General features: G+C 67.9%; 13 protein-coding genes. 7 read left to right on the plus strand and 6 right to left on the minus strand.

Going from position 1 to position 19,202, the window contains the following annotated elements; all coding sequences use genetic code 11:
• Nucleotides 1-150: 150 nt before the first annotated feature.
• Nucleotides 151-645: an LEA type 2 family protein gene (locus HWX14_RS34405; RefSeq protein ID WP_175886554.1), complete on the minus strand. Its 495-nt coding sequence runs from the start codon at nt 643-645 to the stop codon at nt 151-153.
• A 642-nt stretch (nt 646-1,287) separates the two neighbouring features.
• Between HWX14_RS34405 and HWX14_RS34410 the strand changes: the two genes are divergently transcribed.
• Complete coding sequence (locus HWX14_RS34410; RefSeq protein ID WP_175886555.1) at nt 1,288-3,456, plus strand: M1 family metallopeptidase; 2,169 nt, start codon at nt 1,288-1,290, stop codon at nt 3,454-3,456.
• A 123-nt stretch (nt 3,457-3,579) separates the two neighbouring features.
• On the opposite strand, the gene HWX14_RS34415 is transcribed toward HWX14_RS34410, so the two are convergent.
• Complete coding sequence (locus HWX14_RS34415; protein ID WP_175886556.1) at nt 3,580-4,500, minus strand: LysR family transcriptional regulator; 921 nt, start codon at nt 4,498-4,500, stop codon at nt 3,580-3,582.
• Between the two features lie 162 nt (nt 4,501-4,662).
• On the opposite strand from HWX14_RS34415, the gene HWX14_RS34420 reads away from it, so the two are divergent.
• On the plus strand, nt 4,663-5,640 hold the full coding sequence (locus tag HWX14_RS34420) for a zinc-binding alcohol dehydrogenase family protein (RefSeq protein ID WP_175886557.1): 978 nt from the start codon (nt 4,663-4,665) through the stop codon (nt 5,638-5,640).
• A gap of 24 nt (nt 5,641-5,664) precedes the next feature.
• Nucleotides 5,665-5,817, plus strand: coding sequence for a DUF1427 family protein (locus HWX14_RS34425; RefSeq protein WP_011694128.1), 153 nt, complete (start codon nt 5,665-5,667; stop codon nt 5,815-5,817).
• 27 nt (nt 5,818-5,844) lie between these two features.
• Here the strand turns inward: HWX14_RS34425 and HWX14_RS34430 are convergent, their stop codons facing one another.
• Entirely contained in the window at nt 5,845-6,873 is a 1,029-nt protein-coding gene (locus HWX14_RS34430) for a transporter (protein ID WP_175886558.1), read from the minus strand.
• Nucleotides 6,874-7,085: 212 nt separating this feature from the next.
• A complete protein-coding gene (locus HWX14_RS34435) occupies nt 7,086-8,102 on the minus strand; it encodes a phage tail protein (RefSeq protein WP_175886559.1) in 1,017 nt (338 codons plus the stop codon).
• A gap of 121 nt (nt 8,103-8,223) precedes the next feature.
• Between HWX14_RS34435 and HWX14_RS34440 the strand changes: the two genes are divergently transcribed.
• The 4 genes from HWX14_RS34440 (at nt 8,224) to HWX14_RS34455 (ending at nt 15,256) form a co-directional block, all read left to right on the plus strand.
• Nucleotides 8,224-9,069 carry a M15 family metallopeptidase gene (locus HWX14_RS34440; protein WP_175886560.1) on the plus strand — a complete coding sequence of 282 codons (846 nt, stop codon included), beginning with the start codon at nt 8,224-8,226 and terminating at the stop codon, nt 9,067-9,069.
• A 301-nt stretch (nt 9,070-9,370) separates the two neighbouring features.
• Nucleotides 9,371-13,315: a type VI secretion system membrane subunit TssM gene (gene tssM / locus HWX14_RS34445; protein ID WP_175886561.1), complete on the plus strand. Its 3,945-nt coding sequence runs from the start codon at nt 9,371-9,373 to the stop codon at nt 13,313-13,315.
• A complete protein-coding gene (gene tagF / locus HWX14_RS34450; protein ID WP_175886562.1) occupies nt 13,312-14,301 on the plus strand; it encodes a type VI secretion system-associated protein TagF in 990 nt (329 codons plus the stop codon). Before tssM ends, tagF begins: the two co-directional genes overlap by 4 nt.
• Nucleotides 14,302-14,305: 4 nt before the next feature.
• A complete protein-coding gene (locus HWX14_RS34455; protein WP_175886563.1) occupies nt 14,306-15,256 on the plus strand; it encodes an OmpA family protein in 951 nt (316 codons plus the stop codon).
• Nucleotides 15,257-15,355: 99 nt separating this feature from the next.
• On the opposite strand, the gene tssA is transcribed toward HWX14_RS34455, so the two are convergent.
• Both tssA and tssH read right to left on the minus strand, forming a co-directional pair.
• On the minus strand, nt 15,356-16,477 hold the full coding sequence (tssA, locus tag HWX14_RS34460; protein WP_175886564.1) for a type VI secretion system protein TssA: 1,122 nt from the start codon (nt 16,475-16,477) through the stop codon (nt 15,356-15,358).
• 39 nt (nt 16,478-16,516) lie between these two features.
• Nucleotides 16,517-19,186, minus strand: a complete 2,670-nt coding sequence (gene tssH, locus HWX14_RS34465; RefSeq protein WP_175886565.1) for a type VI secretion system ATPase TssH — start codon at nt 19,184-19,186, stop codon at nt 16,517-16,519.
• Nucleotides 19,187-19,202 lie beyond the last annotated feature (16 nt).

The following is a 19,202-nucleotide window of genomic DNA, read 5'->3' on the forward strand; positions in this document are numbered from 1 at the left end:
TCCCCTCAAAGAATGTCCGACCCTCGGACATCGACGAGTGTAAGGGGCGCGTCGACAAAAAATCGACATTTCGTGGAGATAAGCATTAACGACTGTCAAATGGTGAATTTTTCGACACATTTGACCGACGTTGAATTCCGACCGAAGGACCTACCCGCCCCATCCCGGCAGGGTCGGCAGACGCAGCGTGCCCGCGTCGTTGAAGTGCACGGTGCCCAGCACGCTGCCGGCGAGCCGGCCGCGCAGCGCGTAGGGCAGCTCGCCGTTCGCGGCCGCGCCGGGCAGGTTCCACGCCTGCCGCGCGGCCGCGAAGGCCGACACCGAAACCGGCACGTCGAGCACGGCCTCGCCGAACCGCGGCACGGTGCCCGCCCGATCGCTGACGCCGCTCGCGAACGGCGTGCCGTTCAGGTCGAGCGCGACCGAGATGCCGTCGTAGTCGATCGGCGCATCGGTCGGATTCTGCACGCGCAACTTCAGGCTGAAGCGCATCTCGAGGCCCTGCCCGACCAGCGGATCGAGCCCGGCGACCGACACGCGCACCGGCTCGCGCGTGAACCCCGCGCAACCGCCCAGCAGGAACACGGCCGCGAACAGCAGCAGCACGGCGCGCAGCGGCGCGATACGGAACAGGGCTCGCGGCATGGGGCGGTCTCCTCGCGGCAATCGGTGAACGGGTCGTCGATGCATTGTACCGACCGTACCGCCCGCCATTGGATTTCGTAGTTTCCGCGGCGCCGCAAGATCGTTAATAGATTAAAACTACGAAATTACCGGCCAAACGGAAAGCGTATTAATGACTTTCAGCATTCAATGAAGCGCCCGGAATTCAATAGACGCGCTTTCTAAATTTTTCGTTTCCTTTACCCAAAACCATCAAGTATATTTACGCATCCTTGGAGCAAGCCGACAAACCTTGAAGCCGCATGACGGCGAATTTACGGGACGGCGACACGCTGTCCTTCCGTCCTGCGGACTGGCCCGGCCAGCCCCGTAGGTCGTCGGTTCAAAGGGATTGCGCGCCCGCGCCGGGCGTGCGGCCCCGTGTCGTGCGCGCGAAATCAATTCAGTACAACACGCGCCCGGCCATTTTGAACCGGCCAGTTAACCGACATCCGGAAATTCAGAGGGGGCAGTAAACCATGATTACCTTTACGTAGTCGGCGCCGTCTTTTTCGAATAATCCGTCATTGGCATTTTTTCGCTGTTGATTAAACGGCGAGGGGATTGCTTTTGCCGGCGTTTTCGCAGCACTGAACGATTCTTTCAACAATCGAGGTTTCAGTCATGTCGATTCATATTCGCAAGATGCGTTATCTGCCGCTCGTCGCCGCACTCGCGCTCGCCGGGTGCGGCGGCGACGACGGCGGCGCGGGCTCCGCTTCCGCGCTCAGCTCCGCCGGCGCGCCGCATACCAGTTCGTCGCCCGCCGTCACCGCGCCGCCGAGCGCATCGAACGTCGACAAGAGCGTCTCGCCTGTCGAATTGCCGGACACCGTGGTGCCCGTGAACTACCGGCTGTGGTTCCGCCCGAACGACGCGCTGAACGCGTTCGACGGCCGCGCCGACGTCGAGATCAAGGTGCTGAAGCCGGTCAACAACATCGTGATCGCCGGCCACCGGATCAAGTTCACCAACGGCCGCATCACGCTGCAACCGGGCAACATCCAGCTGATCGCGACGCCGCAGGACAAGGGCGACTTCTATCAGCTGCGCCCCACAGCCGGCACGATCGCGCCGGGCAATTATTCGCTGCACATGGAGTGGTCGGGCATCATCAACTTCAAGTCGTACGACGATCCGGCCACGCAGACGGGCGGCAGCTGCGGCGACGATCCGTATCCGGGCTGCTCGGCCGCGGAAGGCGTGTTCCGCGTCGACCTGAAGGGCACCGACGGCAAGACGAGCGGCGCGATCCTGACGCAGGGCGAAACCAACCTGTCGCGCCAGTGGTTCCCCGGCTGGGACGAGCCGGCGTTCCGCCCGACCTATGAAGTGACGGCCGAAGTGCCGCAAAGCTGGCGCGTCGTGTCGAACGCGGCCGAGAAGCCGTCGACCAACGTCGGCGGCGGCTACAAGCTCGTGCAGTTCGAGAAGACCCCGCCGATGCCGTCGTACCTGCTGTTCTTCGGCGGCGGCCTGTTCGACACCTACGAGGACGACTTCACGAGCCCGCTGCCGGGCGGCAAGGGCGGCCTGCACCTGCGCGTGTTCACGCCGCCGGGCATGAGCGAGTGGGCGAAGCCGGCGATGGACCGCACCAAGCAGGCGCTCGACTACTACTACCGCTACACGGGCATCCCGCTGCCGCTGACGAAGTTCGACACGGTGGCCGCGAACGATGCGTTCAAGGACCAGAAGGACCTGAACTTCGGCGGGATGGAGAACTGGGGGTCGATCCTCGAGTTCGCCGACGACATCCTGCCGCAGCCGGGCCAGCCGATGTCGCACTACGGCAACGAAGTGCTGACGCACGAAGTGGCGCACCAGTGGTTCGGCGATCTCGTGACCACCGACTGGTGGGACAACGTGTGGCTCAACGAATCGTTCGCGACGTTCTTCGAGACGAAGACGACGATCCAGTTCTTCCCCAACGAGTTCAGCTGGCTCGACCAGGTGAAGAACAAGTATCGCGTGATCAATCGTGACATCGGCCCGAACGCGTTCCCGGTCGCGCCGAACTTCAACGACTGGGCGTCGAACGACTTCGTGCTGAGCGCGAGCGCGTTCACGTACGACAAGGGCGGCCACGTGCTGAAGACGCTCGAGAACTATCTCGGCGAGCAGACGCTGCGCAAGGGTCTGCAGCAGTACCTGGTCGACTACTCGTTCGGCAACGGGACGCCGAAGCGTCTGTGGGACGCGCTGTCGAAGGAAAGCGGCCAGGCGGTCGGCCCGATCGGCGACAGCTACGTGCGTCAGACCGGCGTGCCGCTGATCTCGCTCGACACGCAGTGCGACCTGACGAAGAACCAGACGGTCGTCACGCTGAAACAGCAGCCGTTCCCGAACAAGAACGCGTATCCGGGCCTGCAGTGGACGGTGCCGATCACGCTTGCGTACGGCCAGGGTCTCGCGAAACGCACGACGCTCGCGCTGAAGGATACGCAGGCGCAGACGCGGATCGACGGCTGCACGGGCGTGGTCGCCGATCCGAGCGGTCTCGACTACTACGTCGTGAACTACAGCGACGCCGCCTGGAGCGGGCTGCTCACGCAGGTCAACAGCTCGACCGATCCGGTGCTGCTGGCGAACCTGAAGAGCGAAGCGGCGCTGCTCGTCGCGAACAACCTCGCGCCGGCCTCGCGCTCGACGTCGATCGGTTCGGTCGCTTCGCCGGCCGCGATGAAGCTGCGCCAGACGCCGACCTTCGGCGGCGTCGAAACGGTGACGAAGGAACGCCCGGCACGGCAATACCAGGGCCTCTTCAAGCCGCGCAAGGTAGTGACGCAGTAACGGTGCGCATCCGGCCGGCGCCGCGCCACTCGCGGCGCCGGCCGGCGTACCGGTTTCTCCGACCTGTTGACGGGCCTCGCATGCGAGGCCCCTTTTTTCATGCGGCGCGGCGTTCGCCGGCCGTCACGCCCACGCGGCATCCCACGCCGGCTGCGCGAACCACGTGGCGAGGAACGCGACGAGCCGCGACGTGCGCGCACTGCCGCGCGCCTGCTGGCGCAGCACGTGAATCGTCGCCGGCTCGGGCGCCGCCGCGTACTGCGGCAGCACCGCACGCAACCGTCCGTCGCGCAGCGCGTCCGCCGCGAGCCAGGTCGGCAGGTGCGCGAGACCGAGCCCATCGATCGCCGCCTCGAGCAACGCTTCCGAATGATTGCTGCGAAACCGCGGCTGCGCCGGTACGTGACGGCGCTCGCCGAAGCGCCAGGCGCCGGGCGGCGGCGCGCCATGCCACGCGAGACAGTCGTGGCCGGCGAGCGCGTCCGGCGATGCGGGCTCGCCGCGCCGGGCGAGGTAGGCTGCGCTCGCGCACAGCACGCGCCGCTGCGGCGCCAGCACCGTCGCGACGAAACGCGTGTCCTCGAGCGGGCCGATGCGCACCGCGAGATCGACGTCGGAGCCGAGCCGCGCGCCCTGCAGGTCGACCATGCTGTCGGTCAGCACGAGGTCGACCTGCAGCGCCGGATAGCGCTGCATGAACGCGGCCAGCGCGGCCATCAGGTGCCGTCGGCCGAAGGGTGCCGGACAGTCGACGCGCAGCAGCCCGCCCGGTTCGTCGTGCTGGCTGTGCAGGTCTTCCTGCAAGCCGCGCAGCTCGGCCAGCATCCGCGTCGCGCGCCCGTACAGCAGCTGCCCGGCCTCGGTCGGCCGCAGCGCGTGCGTGGTGCGATGCAGGAGGCGGATGCCGAGCTGCGTCTCGAGCCGGTCGATGCGGCGCGTGACCGACGACGCGGCGACGCCGAGCCGGCGCGCGGCCGCCGAGAAGCTCTGCTGGTCGACCACGTCGACGAATAGCGCGAGATGCGGGGAAAGGAAGTCGTCCATTCGTGAGCCTGCGAATTTGGCTATGCGGAAAACGCAAAGCAATCATCCGCCTTTGCACGTTTCCGCGTCAAACCGGGCCCACTAGACTGCCTTCACCGGTTTCATCCGCCGCACGCGCCGGCCCGCCGGGCCGGACGGCCGCCATCGTTCATGGAGATCATCATGCGCAGCATCCGCCTCGACACCCCCGCCGCCGACATCGAGTCGCTCGACGCGCGAGTCCGGGACATCGCCCCGCCCGTACCGGCCGACGGCCAGATGCTGATCGAGGTGCGCGCGGCCGGCGTGAACCCGAGCGACGTGAAGGCCGCGCTCGGCCGCATGCCGCATGCGGTGTGGCCGCGCACGCCCGGGCGCGACTGGGCCGGCATCGTGCGCAGCGGCCCCGACAACTGGATCGGCGCGCCGGTGTGGGGCTCGGGCGGCGATCTCGGCGTCGGGCGCGACGGTTCGCATGCGGAATGGCTCGTGCTGGACGCCGCGCACGTGCGCCGCAAGCCGGGCGTGCTGACGCTGGACGAGGCGGCCGGCGTGGGCGTGCCGTTCGTCACCGCGTACGAAGGGCTGCGCCGGGCCGGCATGCCGACGGCCGACGACGTCGTGCTCGTGTTCGGCGCGAACGGCAAGGTCGGTCAGGCCGCGATCCAGCTCGCCACCGCGCGCGGCGCGACCGTGATCGGCGTCGAGCGCGGGCCCGGCGACTATCGCGGCCACGCGTCGGGCGACGTCCCCATGATCGACGCGTCGAGCCGGACGGTGGCCGACGCGGTGTGCGAGTTGACCGGCGGCCACGGCGCGGACATCGTCTACAACACGGTCGGCAGCCCGTATTTCGACGCGGCGAACGCGTCGATGGCGATCGGCGCGCGACAGATCTTCATCTCGACGATCGAGCGCAGCGTGCCGTTCGACATCTTCGCGTTCTATCGCGGCCAGCACACGTTCGTGGGCATCGATTCGCTGCAGCTCGGCGCGGCCGCGGTCGCGCAGATCCTCGATACGCTCGCGCCCGGCTTCGGCAACGGCACGCTGCGCCCGTTCCCGATCGGCGACGACTACGTGTACCCGCTCGAACGTGCGCACGACGCGTATCGCGCGGTGCTGGCCGGTGCGCGCGAGCGCGTCATCCTCAAGCCCTGACACCAGACCCAACGGGAGACCGCCATGATGGATTACGTGACCTCGCTCGCGGTGGGCGTCGGTGTCGGCGTGTTGTACGCGCTGCTGCACGTGCGCTCGCCGGCCCCGCCGCTCGTGGCGCTCGTCGGCCTGCTCGGGATGGTGATCGGCGAACGCGCGATCGCGCTGCTGCGTTGATGCGTTGATGCAGCGCTCGATGCCGCGCTAGCGATCGTCGCGGCGCCGGAACGCCCACCACGCGGCCAGCGCGGTGAAGCCCGCGACGAGCAGCACCATCAGCCAGAAGCCGTGCTTGTTCTCCGAGAACGGCACGCCGCCGACGTTCATCCCGAAGAAGCCCGCGACGATGTTGATCGGCAGCGCGATCACGGTGACGAGCGTCAGCGTGAACAGCGTCCGGTTGTTCTGCTCGTCGAGGCGCGAACCGATCTCTTCCTGCAGCAGCTTGATCCGCTCGTTGAGCCCCGCCAGATCGGCGAGCACCAGCGAGAATTCCTCGGTCGACTCGCGCAGCTCCTGCACGTCTTCCGTATGCAGCCACGCGGGCGGCTTCGCGAGCAGCCGGAAGATCGACCCGGGCTCCGGCGCGAGCATGCGCTGCAGGCGCGTCAGCGTGCGGCGCATCGCACCGAGCTCGATGCGGCTCGACGTGAGCCGCTGCGACAGGAAGCGATCCTCGATGCGATCGACGTCGATGCTCGTGCGCCGCATGATCTGGATCAGCAGATCGGCCTGGTCGCGCAGCAGATGCACGAGCAGCTCCGCGGGCGAGCGGAACAGTTCGCCGTCGCGCACGGACGCGCGCAGCGTGTCGACCGAGCGCAGCGGCTTGAGCCGCGCGGTCACCATGATGCGCCGCTCGACGTGCACGAACAGCGTCGCGATCTCCGACGGCGTGAGCTCGAGGTTGAACATCACGTCGTTGACGACCGCGCGCAACGCGCCGTCCTCCTGCTCGATGCGCGTCGAGCGCGAGCCTTCGTGCAGGAATTCGAAGAAGCTGTCGGGCAAGCCGAGATGCGTGCGCATCCAGCGCTCGCTCGCGCCGTGCGCGAGATTGAAATGCAGCCAGACGAAATCGCCCGATGCGGCCGCGCCGTGCTCGCGGCAGGTGCGCAGCCACGCGGCGGCCGCGTCGGCATCGAGCAGCGCGCCGGCGCCGCCCGGAACGAAGCGGAATCCGCACACCATGCCGGACGTATCGGCGCCGTAAGTCTGTACGATCAGGTCCATCGTGTCGAAGGGGGTGCGGCGCGCGGCGCGCCGCGCATCGCGGGTCGCGGGCCCGCGCCGGGAAAAGAAAGGAGACGTATGCCCGACGGGCGTGACGCGCTCGTGACAACGTCACCCGGCATCATACCGGCAGCGTCTGCCTGCCCCGAAAACAACGCGCCGCCCAATGGGCGGCGCTGACAGGAAAGCCATCGTGACGGGCGCGGCACGCGTTACTGCCGCGTCTCCGACTGCGCGGCGCTCGGGCACGCGGGGTCCTTGCCCCAGTGGCCGTCGCACACGCGCCAGCGGCACAGCTGATCCTCGAAGAAACCGCGCTCCGAACACGCCTTCACGCGCGACGCCAGCGAGCCGCCGGTCGTCGCCGACGCCTTGGTCGGCACGGCCTGCGCCTTCTCGGCGGCGAGCTTCTTGTCGGCCGGCTTCGTGCGCGCGACGAGCGCCGCAAGCAGATCGGCGTCCGGATCGTCCTTCGCGCCCGCCTTCGCGGTTCGGGTCGGCGCCGCTTCGCGACGCTTCTTCGCCTGCGCGAGCTCGGCCTGCTGTTCCTTGCGATGCTTGCGGGCTTCTGCCTTCGTGTCGGCCTTCGCCTCGACCTTCGTGTCGGTCTTGCCGCGGGCCGCGACCTTCGCGCTCTTCGACGCGTCGGCCTTCGCGGTCCTGGTCGTCGCCGCCGTGGCGGCGGTTGCGGTTGCGGCTACGCCGGCGGTGGCCGCGCCCGATGCGTCGTCGGCGCCTTTGGCGAGCGCGCGCGACAGGCGACTGTTGTCCGCGGCGGGAGCAGAGGCGGCGGATGCGCCCGACGTGGATGCGGCCGCAACGGTCTGGGACGCCGAATCGTCGTTGACGATCGTGGCCGGTTGCGCGGCCGACGCAGCGGACGCAGCGGACGCGCCGTTCTGCGCGACCTGCACGGCGGCGCCGCTGGCCGGTGCGGCCTTGTCCGGCGCAGCCGCCGCGGGTGCCGTCGCGGCCGCAACGGCCACGCGCGGTTCGCCCGACGACTGCTGCATGCGCCACGCGCCCCAGCCGCCGACGGCCACCACCAACGCCACGACGGCGGCGAGCGGCGCCTTCAGCGAACGGCGCGGCGGCTCGGCGGGCGGCGTGACACGCCCTTCCAGATCCGCGAGAATGCGCGACTGCCGAGGTCCTCCCTCGCCTGCCGGTTTAGTATCGGACAGCAGGCTGGGCGGAGTTTTCGAATTTGAATTTTCCGGCGCACTCATTCAGCGTCTCATTGAATCCTGGTTTAATTCACCGCGATAATATAGCCCGGCCTCTCGAAGCAGCCTGATTCTAAGAGCAAGCATTGCAAAACACAATCAATTCCAATTTCCGGGGATTTCGTTGATTGCCGTCGCACTCGTCGCCTATTTCGCCCTTGCCGTCGCCCTCGCGGCACTGTTGCTTTTACCGGGTATCCGCGCGACCGTTTTCGAATCCGTCGCCCAGTTTCACGGCCGTCTTACACGCCGTGCGAACGCGCGCGCCGCACGCACGCGAAGTCAGATTGTTAAATCGGCAAGCGTGACGCGCGGTGCATTAAGCGACGTGCAAAATTTACTGGTTCGGCGGCGCTTGATGATTATGGTGTCGGCAGGTATTCTTGCGACGCCGCCATTGGTGGCCATTGCGTTACGCGGTCGGCAATTATTTCAGTACGACGACACCGCGCGCGTGCCCGACGAGAAGATCGCCGCGCTGTTGCAGGGCGAACAACTCGTGCCGCCGCCGCCGTTGCCGCCGGAAGTCTTTGCCACGAAGGAAGTCGAACAGGTCCGCCCGGCGCTGAAGGATGCGAGCCGCGACTGGAACCTGCTGGACCCGGATTTCCGGACGCGTCTGCTGCTGATCTACAAGATCATGCACGAACAATATGGTTATGAAATGGCGCTGCTGGAAGGCTACCGGAGCCCGGAACGACAGAACCGGCTCGCGCAGATGGGCACGAACGTGACCAATGCGGCGGCCTTCCAGAGTTATCACCAGTTCGGGCTGGCGGCCGATAACGCGTTCCTGCGCGACGGCAAGCTGGTCATTTCCGAGAAAGATCCATGGGCGATGCGCGGCTATCAGTTGTACGGCCAGGTCGCCGAGCAAGTCGGCCTGACCTGGGGCGGCCGATGGAAAATGATGGATCTCGGGCACGTGGAATACCATAAACCCGGTTTTAAACTGGGACGCGGCAGCTAGTCAGCGCTGCCGGACAAGAAATAATGAGGGCGGCATGGGGCTTTTTAATCACCCGGCAGGAAACGATTTGGGCGGCGTAAACAGTCGGGCATTCCGGTGCGCGATTTTTTCCGGCCGCCGTTTCCGTTTTAAATCTCACAGCGTCCTTTCGTTAATGCGCGCGCCTTCTCCGATGCCGCGGGCGCATTGATGCCAGCCTCCTTCATCCCGTTTGACAGCATGGCGACACATCGCGGCGCCACCCTTGCCGCTCGGCGCGCCTGCGTCGCCTCACCGAATCGCACCGGAACCTGAACGTCCTATGCAACGCATCCTCAACGTGCTGACTCATCCGCGTACGCTCTCGATCGTCGGGATCGTCGCGCTAGCGGCCATTCTGTTCATCGTCGCCGACATGCTGCAGCTGCCGCTCCTGTGGGCGGCGATCGCGTTCGCGGCGGTCCTCGCGCTGTGGCTCGTCGTCGCGCTGTGGCGCCGCTGGCGCGTGAAGCGCGCGAACCAGGCGCTCGGCCAGGTGCTGGAAGAGCAGGCGGAAACCGGCAAGATCGCCGCACCGGCCGCCGCCGCGCTCGCGCCGGACGCGAAGACGGCCGACCTCGACGTGCTGCGCACGCGCCTGTCGGATGCGGTGAAGACGATCAAGACGTCGAAGATCGGCCAGGTGTCAGGCGGCTCCGCGCTGTACGAACTGCCGTGGTACATCGTGATCGGCAACCCGGCCGCGGGCAAGAGCAGCGCCGTGCTCAATTCCGGCCTGCAGTTCCCGTTCGCGGACAAGAACAGCGCGGTGATCCACGGCATCGGCGGCACGCGCAACTGCGACTGGTTCTTCACGACCGAAGGGATCCTGCTCGACACGGCCGGCCGCTATTCGGTGCACGAGGAAGACCGCAGCGAGTGGCTCGGCTTCCTCGGGCTGCTCAAGCGCTACCGCCCGAAGGCGCCGATCAACGGCATCATCGTCACGGCGAGCATCGCCGAACTCACCGGCAACCGCCCCGAATTCGCGATCAACCTCGCGAAGAACCTCCGCCAGCGCGTTCAGGAGCTGACGGAAAAGCTCGAAGTATTCGCGCCGGTCTATGTGATGTTCACGAAGGCCGATCTGATCACCGGCTTCACCGAATTCTTCAGCAGCAGCGACAAGCACGAGTACGACCGCGTGTGGGGCGCCACCCTGCCCTACGAGCCCGACGACAAGCGCGACGTCGTCGCGCAGTTCGACACGCACTTCGAGGAACTCTACGAAGGGCTGAAGGAAATCAGCGTCGCGCAGCTGTCGCTGTCGCGCGGCAACCAGCTATCGCCGGGCCAGCTGAGCTTCCCGCTCGAATTCTCGACGATCAAGCCGTCGCTGCGCGCGTTCCTCGCGACGCTGTTCGAGAACAACCCGTTCCAGTACAAGCCGATCTTCCGCGGCTTCTACTTCACCAGCGCGCTGCAGGAAGGCGAAACCAACAGCGCGGCCGCGCAGCGCATCGCGCACCGCTTCGGCCTCGACGGGAGCGCACTGCCGAAACCGCACAGCGCGTTCTCGAAGAACGGCTTCTTCCTGCGCGACCTGTTCTCGAAGGTGATCTTCGCCGACCGCCAGACGGTACGCCAGTTCGCGAGCCCGACCAAGACGCGGCTGCGCTACGCGACCTTCTTCGGCTTCGTCGCGGCGCTCGCGCTCGCGCTGGGCGGCTGGACCTGGTCGACGATCGGCAACCAGCAGCTCGTCGCGAACGTGCAGGCCGACCTCGACAACGTCACGCGCCTGCAGCAGGGCCGCAACGACCTGCAGTCGCGCCTGCAGGCGATGGACATCATCGAGGACCGGATCGAGCAGCTCGAACAGTTCCGCCGCGACAAGCCGCTGTCGGTGTCGCTCGGCCTGTACCAGGGCGACCGTCTCGAGCAGCACCTGCTGACCGAGTACTACAACGGCGTGCGCCAGATCCTGCTGGCCCCCGTGTCGCAGAACCTCGCGTCGTTCATGAAGGACGTGAACGCGCACCCCGAACAGCTCGTGCCGATGACGCGCCCGCCGGAATCGGGCGCCGTGCAGGGCGGCACGCTGCCGGTCTCGACGAACGCGGCAGGCGCCGCGCCGCAAGCCGGCGCCGTGCTGGCCGCGTCGGGCGCCGCGCCGGCCGCCGCCCCGCAGCAGGCGGCCGCGCCGCAGGGCGGCCTCTACAGCGACGCATCGCCGACCAACGTGCAGGACGCGTACAACGCGCTGAAGACGTACCTGATGCTGTCCGACAAGCGTCACGTCGAACAGGCGCACCTGACCGACCAGCTCGCCCGCTTCTGGCGCGGCTGGCTCGAGACGAATCGCGGCAACATGCCGCGCGACGAGATGATCCGGAGCGCCGAGCGCATGATCTCGTTCTACCTGTCGCGCGTGAACGACAACGACTGGCCGATGATCGACGCGAACCTCGCGCTCGTCGACCAGACCCGCGAGAACCTGCGCCGCGTCGTGCGCGGCATGCCGGCCCGCCAGCGCGTGTACGAGGAAATCAAGGCGCGCGCGTCGACCCGCTTCGCGCCGATGACCATCGCGCGCATCGTCGGCGACGGCAACCAGGGGCTCGTGGCAGGCAGCTACGCGATTCCGGGCACGTTCACGCGCGAAGCGTGGTTCGACTACGTGCAGCCGGCGATCCGCGACGCGGCGACCAAGGAACTGCAGGCGAAGGACTGGGTGCTCAACACGTCGACGCAGGACGACCTGACGCTCGAGGGCAGCCCCGAACAGATCCAGAAGACGCTCGTCGGCATGTACAAGACCGAGTACGCGCAGCACTGGCAGAAGTTCATGCAGGGCATCGCGGTACAGGGCTTCACGAGCTTCGGCCAGGCCGTCGACGGGATGAACCGTTTGGGCGATCCGCAGGATTCGCCGATCCGCAAGATCCTCGAGACCGCGTACGACCAGACGTCGTGGGACAACCCGTCGCTCGCGAACGTGACGATCAAGAAGGCACAGACGGGCGTCGTGAACTGGGTCAAGCAGCTGTTCACGCGCACGCAGGCCGGCCAGGTGGCGGCGGCCAACATCGACATCAACGGCAACCCGGCCGAGGTGCCGATGGGTCCGATCGGCCAGGAGTTCGTCGGCCTCGCGCGGATCGTCGCGACGCATGACGGCACGTCGATGCTGAAGGGCTACATGGAGTCGCTGTCGAAGGTTCGCACGCGCTTCAACGTGATCAAGAACCAGGGCGACCCGGGCCCGGGCGCGCGCCAGCTGATGCAGCAGACGCTCGACGGCAACGGGTCGGAACTCGCCGATTCGCTGAAGCTCGTCGACGAGCAGATGCTGACGGGCCTGACCGATTCGCAACGCAAGTCGCTGCGCCCGCTGCTGGTGCGGCCGCTGATGCAGGCGTTCGCGGTCGTGATCCAGCCGGCCAGCGCCGAAGTCAACAAGGTGTGGAACGCGCAGGTCTACCAGCCGTTCCAGAGCTCGCTCGCGACCAAGTACCCGTTCGCGGCGAACGCGAAGGTCGAGGCCGGCGCCGGCGAGATCGCGCAGGTGTTCGGTCCGGACGGCTCGATCGCGAAGTTCGTCGGCACGACGCTCGGGCCGCTCGCGGTGCGCCGCGGCGACACGCTCGCCGCCCGCACGTGGGGCGACATGGGCATCGGGCTCACGCCGGACTTCACGAACGGCTTCGCACGCTGGGTCGCACCGCTCGCGGGCGGCGCCGCCGGCAGCGCGGCCGCGTCGGCCGAGCCGCAGACCGTGTTCCAGATCCTGCCGCAACCGAGCACGGGCACGACGGAATACACGATCGCGATCGACGGCCAGCAACTGCGCTACCGCAACACGCCGCCGCAGTGGACCAACTTCGTGTGGCCGAATCCGCAAGGTTCGCCGGGCGCGACGCTGTCCGCGACGACCTTCGACGGCCGCACGGTGCAGCTCGTCAACGAGCCGGGCCGCTACGGTCTCGAGAAGCTGATCAACTCGGCGCAGCGCAAGCGGCGTCCGGACGGCACCTTCGACCTGACGTGGGCACAGGGCAGCGTGAACGTGTCGGTGACGATGCGCATCATCAGCACGTCGCAACCGTCGGCCGGCGGCGGCGATCAGCCGCAGCAGCAAAGCCTGCGCGGCCTGCAGCTGCCGTCGTCGGTCGCCGACGCGAGCGCGGGCGCCGCGCAGAACGCGACGCAAGCCGGCACCGGCACGCCGGGCGCAGCGCCGGCCGTCGCGGCCGCCAACGCAACGAATGCACAGAGGGCGCAATGACGCAAACCGTACAGGCGCAAATCGCCTACTTCGGCAAGATTCCGTCGCGCGGCGACTTCGTGAAGAGCGCGCACAATCCGCAACTGCTGCAGACGCTCGATCGCTGGATCGCGCAGGCGCTGGAGCTGCTCGCGGAAGATCCGCGCTGGAAGATCGTCTACGAGGATGCGAAGCCGATGCATTTCGCGTTCCTCGGCTCGCGCAGCAAGCTCGCGATCGCGGGCCACATGGTCGCGAGCCACGACGTGTCGATGCGCCGCTTCCCGTTCCTCGGCGCGACCGCGCTTGAGGTCGACCGGCCGCTGGCGTTCCTCGCGCGCAGCCCGCTCGCGTTCGCGCGGCTGTGGTCGCGCGTCGCCGCGCAGATTCCGCCGCTGCTCGGCAAGGACGAGCCGCCCGGCGCGCTCCAGGCGCTCGGCGACACGCAGGTGCCGATCGACGTCGGCGGCCCGGGCACGTCGCATGACGGCACCTTCAACGATTTCGTCGAACACCAGACGCTGTACGGCCTGCAGGAGATGCTGCTCGAAAGCGGTCATCCGGTGCGGCTGCGCGGCGCGATGCTCGCGCTCGGCTCGCTGCTGCGGCCGGTGATGCAGAGCGGCTCGTCGCACATCGAGCGCGGCCTCACGCTGCCGCTGCCGGTCGATCCGTTCTACCGCAGCCTCGTCGCCGCGTTCTGGCTCGAGCTGATCGCGCCGTTCGTCGCGCAGGCCGACTTCGAGCTCGCGATCTTCATCGGCACGATCGCCGAGCGCGAACGGCTCGTCATCGGCTTCAACGGCGCGTCGGCGAAAACGCTGCTGAGCGTCGTCGACCCGCAGACCTACGCCGCCCACAACATCGACATCGACGATCCCGAGTGGATCGACGCCCATGCGCAAAACGATCACCAGATCAGCAAGCTCGTCAGCTACCTCGACCAACCGCAACTCTCGCTGCGCGTCGCCATCGACGCGTTCCGCGAAGCGTTCATCGGAGGCTGACGGCATGCATCGCACGATCCACGCCCCGCGCGCACGCCTGTCGGCCGCCGTCTCGCCCGCCCTCGCCGCGCTGTTCGCGGCCGGCCTCGTCGCGAGCGGCGCGGCCTTCGCGCAGAACACGGGCGCGACCGTCACGCCGGTCGGCAACGGCACGGTCGCGACGACCGCGCTGCCGCAGGCGAACCCGAACGCCGGCGGCGCGTCCGGCACGGTGGTGCACGGCACCGCCGGCACGATCGCGCCGCCGCCCGCGAACGCCACGCCCGGTCAGGTGGTCGTCGGAGGCAAGGTGCCCGACGAGGCGACCAAGGCGGCCGTGCTGCAGAAGCTGCGCGATACCTACGGCGCGACGAACGTCGTCGACCAGGTCGAGGTGGGCGACGTCGCGACGCCGCCGAACTGGAGCGCGAACGTGCAGAAGCTGCTCGGCGCGCAGCTCAAGCAGATCAGCAAGGGCCAGTTGAAGATCAACGGCACGCAGATCGAGATGAAGGGCGAGGTGCACAACGAGGCGCAGCGCCAGCAGCTCGCGAGCGACATGGCGAACACGCTGAACCCGACGTACACGATCAAGAACGGGCTGCGCGTGTCGGCGTCCGAACAGGGCGTGCTCGACCAGACGCTCGCGAACCGGACGATCGAGTTCGAGACCGGCAGCGCGACGCTGACGCCGCAGGGCAAGCTGATCCTCGACCAGATGGCGGCCGCGCTCGCGAAGATGCAGAACCGCACGGTCGACATCATCGGCCACACCGACAATTCGGGGAACCGGACGTCGAACATCGCGCTGAGCCAGGCGCGGGCGGATGCGGTGAAGGGCTACCTGATCACGAAGAGCATTCCGCCGCAGCAGATGACGACGACGGGGGTGGGCCCGGATCAGCCGATCGCGCCGAACGATACGGCGGATGGGCGGGCGAGGAATCGGCGGATCGAATTCCGCGTCGGGCAGTAACGGGTGTAACGGGGAATCGGCCGGCCGCTCGCTCGATGGCGAAGCGGCGCGGCACGGCACACGACGGGCGGCGGCAGCGATGCACCGCCCGTCTTGCGTTTACGCCTGCTCGTCGGGCCGCACGCCCAGCAGCTCGCGAATATGCGACAGCGAGCCGTCGTCCTTCACGACGCTCTCGAGCCACTTGTGCAGCGGCATGTCGGCCCATTCGGCCGCCTTGTCGGCGAGATACGCGACCGGGCTGTGCGGCTCGGTCTGACGGAAATAGCGCGCCACCGCACGCAACTGGTCGACGGCCTGCGCACGGTTCTGGATGCCGGCGATCATCTGCGTCACCGGAGGACACGAAGCGGTCTGCTGCTGCACGTGAGTCTCCTCGGTCTGGATCGGCTGGCCGAACACCGGCTCGATGCGTTCTGGCTGGGCCTGCGGCGCCGCCTGCGTGTGCGGCGCGCTGCCCGTATAACCCTGTTCGCGCGCAAAGCGCTCGGCGAGCCGGTACACCGTCTCGAACGCGTCGCGCGCCTGCCGGAAGCTCGGCGCCGAATCGCCCGCGCGCTCGACGAGCCGCTCCTCGAACGCATCGAGCGCGAATTCGAACGCCTTCAGGTTCGCCAGCAGCGCCGTGTAGAACGCGATCGACGTCACGCGCCGCGACGCGTCGATCTGCTCGATCGACGGCTTGCCGCGCGCGATGTCGTCCGCGTGTTCGGGGTCGCGCTTGATCGACTGCGCGACGTGCTGCGCGACTTCCCAGTCGAGCGTGCTGAACGCGTTCGATGCGCCGTCCGTCAGCGGCACCGCGCGCAGCAGCTCGGCCGTGCGGCCGGACAGCCACGCGACGTTGCCGAGCCGGTGCTCGATGTCGTCGTCCTCGGGCAGCGGGTGGAAGCTGTCCCAGAAGTCGCGGCACAGGCCCTCGAGCAGCGCATAGCCTTCGGTGAGACCGGTGATGCCGTCCTCGAGCGCGAGCGCCTCGGTCAGCCACACGGCGAGCCGCAGGTCCTTCGTACGCGTGCGCAGCAACTCGCCCGCGTGATCGACGACGAAGCCCCAGTCGGCCTCCTTGATCTCGGTCACCCATTCGCCCTGGTCGAGCGTCGGGTCGTCGTAGCGCCGCGCGTCCTGGATCGCGTCGAATTCGTTCGAAAACAGCAGGTCGTCGCCGCTGGGCGACGCGTCGCTGATCGGCGTCAGCAGCTCGGGGAGATTGATCGGCATGGTTCGGTCAGTTCATCAATGCGGGTTGCGCGGCCGCGCTCATTCGACGGTGTACGCGAATTCGCCGGCCTCGTCCGCGCGCACCGCGATGCGCGCGATGGCCGCGCCGTCGGCGATCCGGCCGAGCACGTGGCCCGCGATCTCCGGCAGCAGCGTGCCGTTCAGGATGTGGTCGACGTTGCGGGCGCCCGAGTCGACCTCGGTGCAGCGCGCGAGCACCGCGTCGACGAGCGACTCGTCCCATTCGAACGCGGCCTTGTGGTTCGCTTCGATCCGGCGGCGGATGCGTTCGAGCTTCAGCTCGATGATCTCGGCCAGCACGTCGTCGGAAATCGGATAGTACGGCACGACCTTCATCCGGCCGAGGAACGCCGGCTTGAAGGTCTTGTACAGCTGCGGGCGCAGCGTCTCGGCGAGCGCGTCCGGATCGGGCAGTTCCTCGGCCGGCTTGTTCAGGCACGCCTGCATCACCGCGGCCGAGCCGACGTTCGACGTCAGGATGATCAGCGTGTTGCGGAAGTCGATCTCGCGCCCTTCCGCATCGTCCATCGTGCCCTTGTCGAACACCTGAAAGAACATCTCGAGCACGTCCGGATGCGCCTTCTCGACCTCGTCGAGCAGCACGACGGAGTACGGGTTGCGGCGCACGGCCTCGGTCAGCACGCCGCCCTCGCCGTAACCGACGTAGCCCGGCGGCGAGCCCTTCAGGCCCGACACGCTGTGCGCTTCCTGGTACTCGCTCATGTTGATCGTGACCATCTTGCGCTCGCCGCCGTACAGGATGTCGGCCAGCGCCAGCGCCGTCTCGGTCTTGCCGACGCCCGACGGCCCGACGAACATGAACACGCCGCGCGGCTTGTTCGGATCCTCGAGGTTCGCGGTCGCCGTGCGCACGCGCTGCGCGATCGCCTCCAGCGCATGGTCCTGCCCGATCACGCGCGCGGTGAGCAACGGCTGCAGGTTCAGCACGGTGTCGATCTCGTCCTTCACCATCCGGCCGAGCGGAATGCCGGTCCACGCGGCGACGATCTCGGCGACGACGTGGCCGTCCACCTGCAGCGGCACCATCGGCTCGCCACCTTGCAGCGCGTGCAGCGCCGCGACGCGTTCGGCGAGCTTCTCGCGGGTGGCCTGCACATCGACGGGTTCGCCGTCTTCCGACGGGCCGCGCGCGCGGTCGAGCGTGTCGCGCAGTTCGGTGATCTCGGCGACGATCACGCGCTCGGCTTCGTAGCGTGCTTCATCCTTCGCCAGTTGTTCGAGCGCCGTGTCGCGCGCGCCGCGCAGCTCGCCGAGCCGCTCGTCGTGCGCCGCGCCGCCCGCCGCCTCGCGCTCGAGCGACGCGATTTCCGCATCGATCCGCTCGATACGCTTCTTCGTATCGTCGATCGCGGCCGGCGTCGCGCTGTGCGCGAGCGCGACCTTCGCGCAGGCGGTGTCGAGCACGCTGATCGCCTTGTCCGGCAACTGGCGGCCGCTGATGTAGCGGTGCGACAGGCGCACGGCCTCGGTGATCGCGTCGTCGAGAATCCGCACGTTGAAGTGCTTCTCCATCAGGCCCGACATCCCGCGCAGCATTGCGGCGGCCAGCGGCTCGCTCGGCTCCTCGACCTTCACGACCTGGAAGCGCCGCGCGAGCGCCGCATCCTTCTCGAAGTACTTCTTGTATTCGCTCCACGTCGTCGCGGCGATCGTGCGCAGCTCGCCGCGCGCGAGCGCCGGCTTCAGCAGGTTCGCCGCGTCGTTCTGGCCGGCCTGGCCGCCCGCGCCGATGATCGTGTGCGCCTCGTCGATGAACAGGATGATCGGATGCGCGCTCTTCTTCACCTCGTCGATCACGCTCTTCAGCCGGTTCTCGAACTCGCCCTTCACGCTCGCGCCGGCCTGCAGCAGCCCCATGTCGAGCACGTGCAGCGCGACGCCGCGCAACGGCGGCGGCACGTCGTCGACCGCGATCCGCAGCGCGAGCCCTTCGACGACCGCCGTTTTGCCGACGCCGGCCTCGCCGGTCATGATCGGGTTGTTCTGACGGCGGCGCATCAGGATGTCGATCGCCTGGCGGATCTCGGCTTCGCGGCCGATCACGGGATCGATCTTGCCGTCGCGCGCGCGCTGCGTGAGGTTGGTCGTGTACGTGTCGAGCGCGGGCGTCTTCGACGGGCCGGCCGCGGGCGCGCCGCCGTCGACGGCCGGCGCGACGTCGCTGCCGTCGTCGTCCGCCTGGCGCGGCTCGGCTTCGCTCGAACCGGCCATGATCTCGTCGAACTTGTGCTTCAGGTCCGTCACGTTCATTTCCGCGAACCGCGACGACATCCGCTGCGCGAACTGCGCGAGATCCGGCGCGGTCAGCAGCGCAAGCAGCAGGTGCCCCGAACGGATGCGGCCGAGCTGCGAATCGAGCGACGCGATCAGCCACGCCTGCTCGAACAGCGCGATCAGATGCACGGAGAACACCGGCGTGCGCGTGTTGCCCGTCTTCAGGCGCGTGAGCTCGCGTTCGAGATCGGCATGCAGCCCATGCGGATCGACGCGGCTCGCGCGCAAGGCGAGCGGCAGGTCGCCCGTCGCTTCGTCGAGCAACGCGAGGAACAGGTGCTCCAGATCGACCTCGTAATGGCCGCGCGCCAGGCACGCGCTCGCCGCCCGCTCGGTCGCGTGGCGGCACAGCGGGTTCAGTTTCGTGATCAGGGTCTTCAGAGGCGTGCTCATGGCGTCGATCTCAGGT

The organism is Burkholderia sp. BCC0044 (assembly GCF_902832955.1).
Taxonomy (GTDB): domain Bacteria; phylum Pseudomonadota; class Gammaproteobacteria; order Burkholderiales; family Burkholderiaceae; genus Burkholderia.

What these genes read in the sequence shown, in the direction of transcription:
- HWX14_RS34405 (WP_175886554.1), bottom strand. Translation starts at nt 645, where the DNA reads ATGCCGCGAGCCCTGTTCCGTATCGCGCCGCTGCGCGCCGTGCTGCTG.
- HWX14_RS34410 (WP_175886555.1), top strand. Translation starts at nt 1,288, where the DNA reads ATGTCGATTCATATTCGCAAGATGCGTTATCTGCCGCTCGTCGCCGCA.
- HWX14_RS34415 (WP_175886556.1), bottom strand. Translation starts at nt 4,500, where the DNA reads ATGGACGACTTCCTTTCCCCGCATCTCGCGCTATTCGTCGACGTGGTC.
- HWX14_RS34420 (WP_175886557.1), top strand. Translation starts at nt 4,663, where the DNA reads ATGCGCAGCATCCGCCTCGACACCCCCGCCGCCGACATCGAGTCGCTC.
- HWX14_RS34425 (WP_011694128.1), top strand. Translation starts at nt 5,665, where the DNA reads ATGATGGATTACGTGACCTCGCTCGCGGTGGGCGTCGGTGTCGGCGTG.
- HWX14_RS34430 (WP_175886558.1), bottom strand. Translation starts at nt 6,873, where the DNA reads ATGGACCTGATCGTACAGACTTACGGCGCCGATACGTCCGGCATGGTG.
- HWX14_RS34435 (WP_175886559.1), bottom strand. Translation starts at nt 8,102, where the DNA reads ATGAGTGCGCCGGAAAATTCAAATTCGAAAACTCCGCCCAGCCTGCTG.
- tssM (WP_175886561.1), top strand. Translation starts at nt 9,371, where the DNA reads ATGCAACGCATCCTCAACGTGCTGACTCATCCGCGTACGCTCTCGATC.
- tagF (WP_175886562.1), top strand. Translation starts at nt 13,312, where the DNA reads ATGACGCAAACCGTACAGGCGCAAATCGCCTACTTCGGCAAGATTCCG.
- HWX14_RS34455 (WP_175886563.1), top strand. Translation starts at nt 14,306, where the DNA reads ATGCATCGCACGATCCACGCCCCGCGCGCACGCCTGTCGGCCGCCGTC.
- tssA (WP_175886564.1), bottom strand. Translation starts at nt 16,477, where the DNA reads ATGCCGATCAATCTCCCCGAGCTGCTGACGCCGATCAGCGACGCGTCG.
- tssH (WP_175886565.1), bottom strand. Translation starts at nt 19,186, where the DNA reads ATGAGCACGCCTCTGAAGACCCTGATCACGAAACTGAACCCGCTGTGC.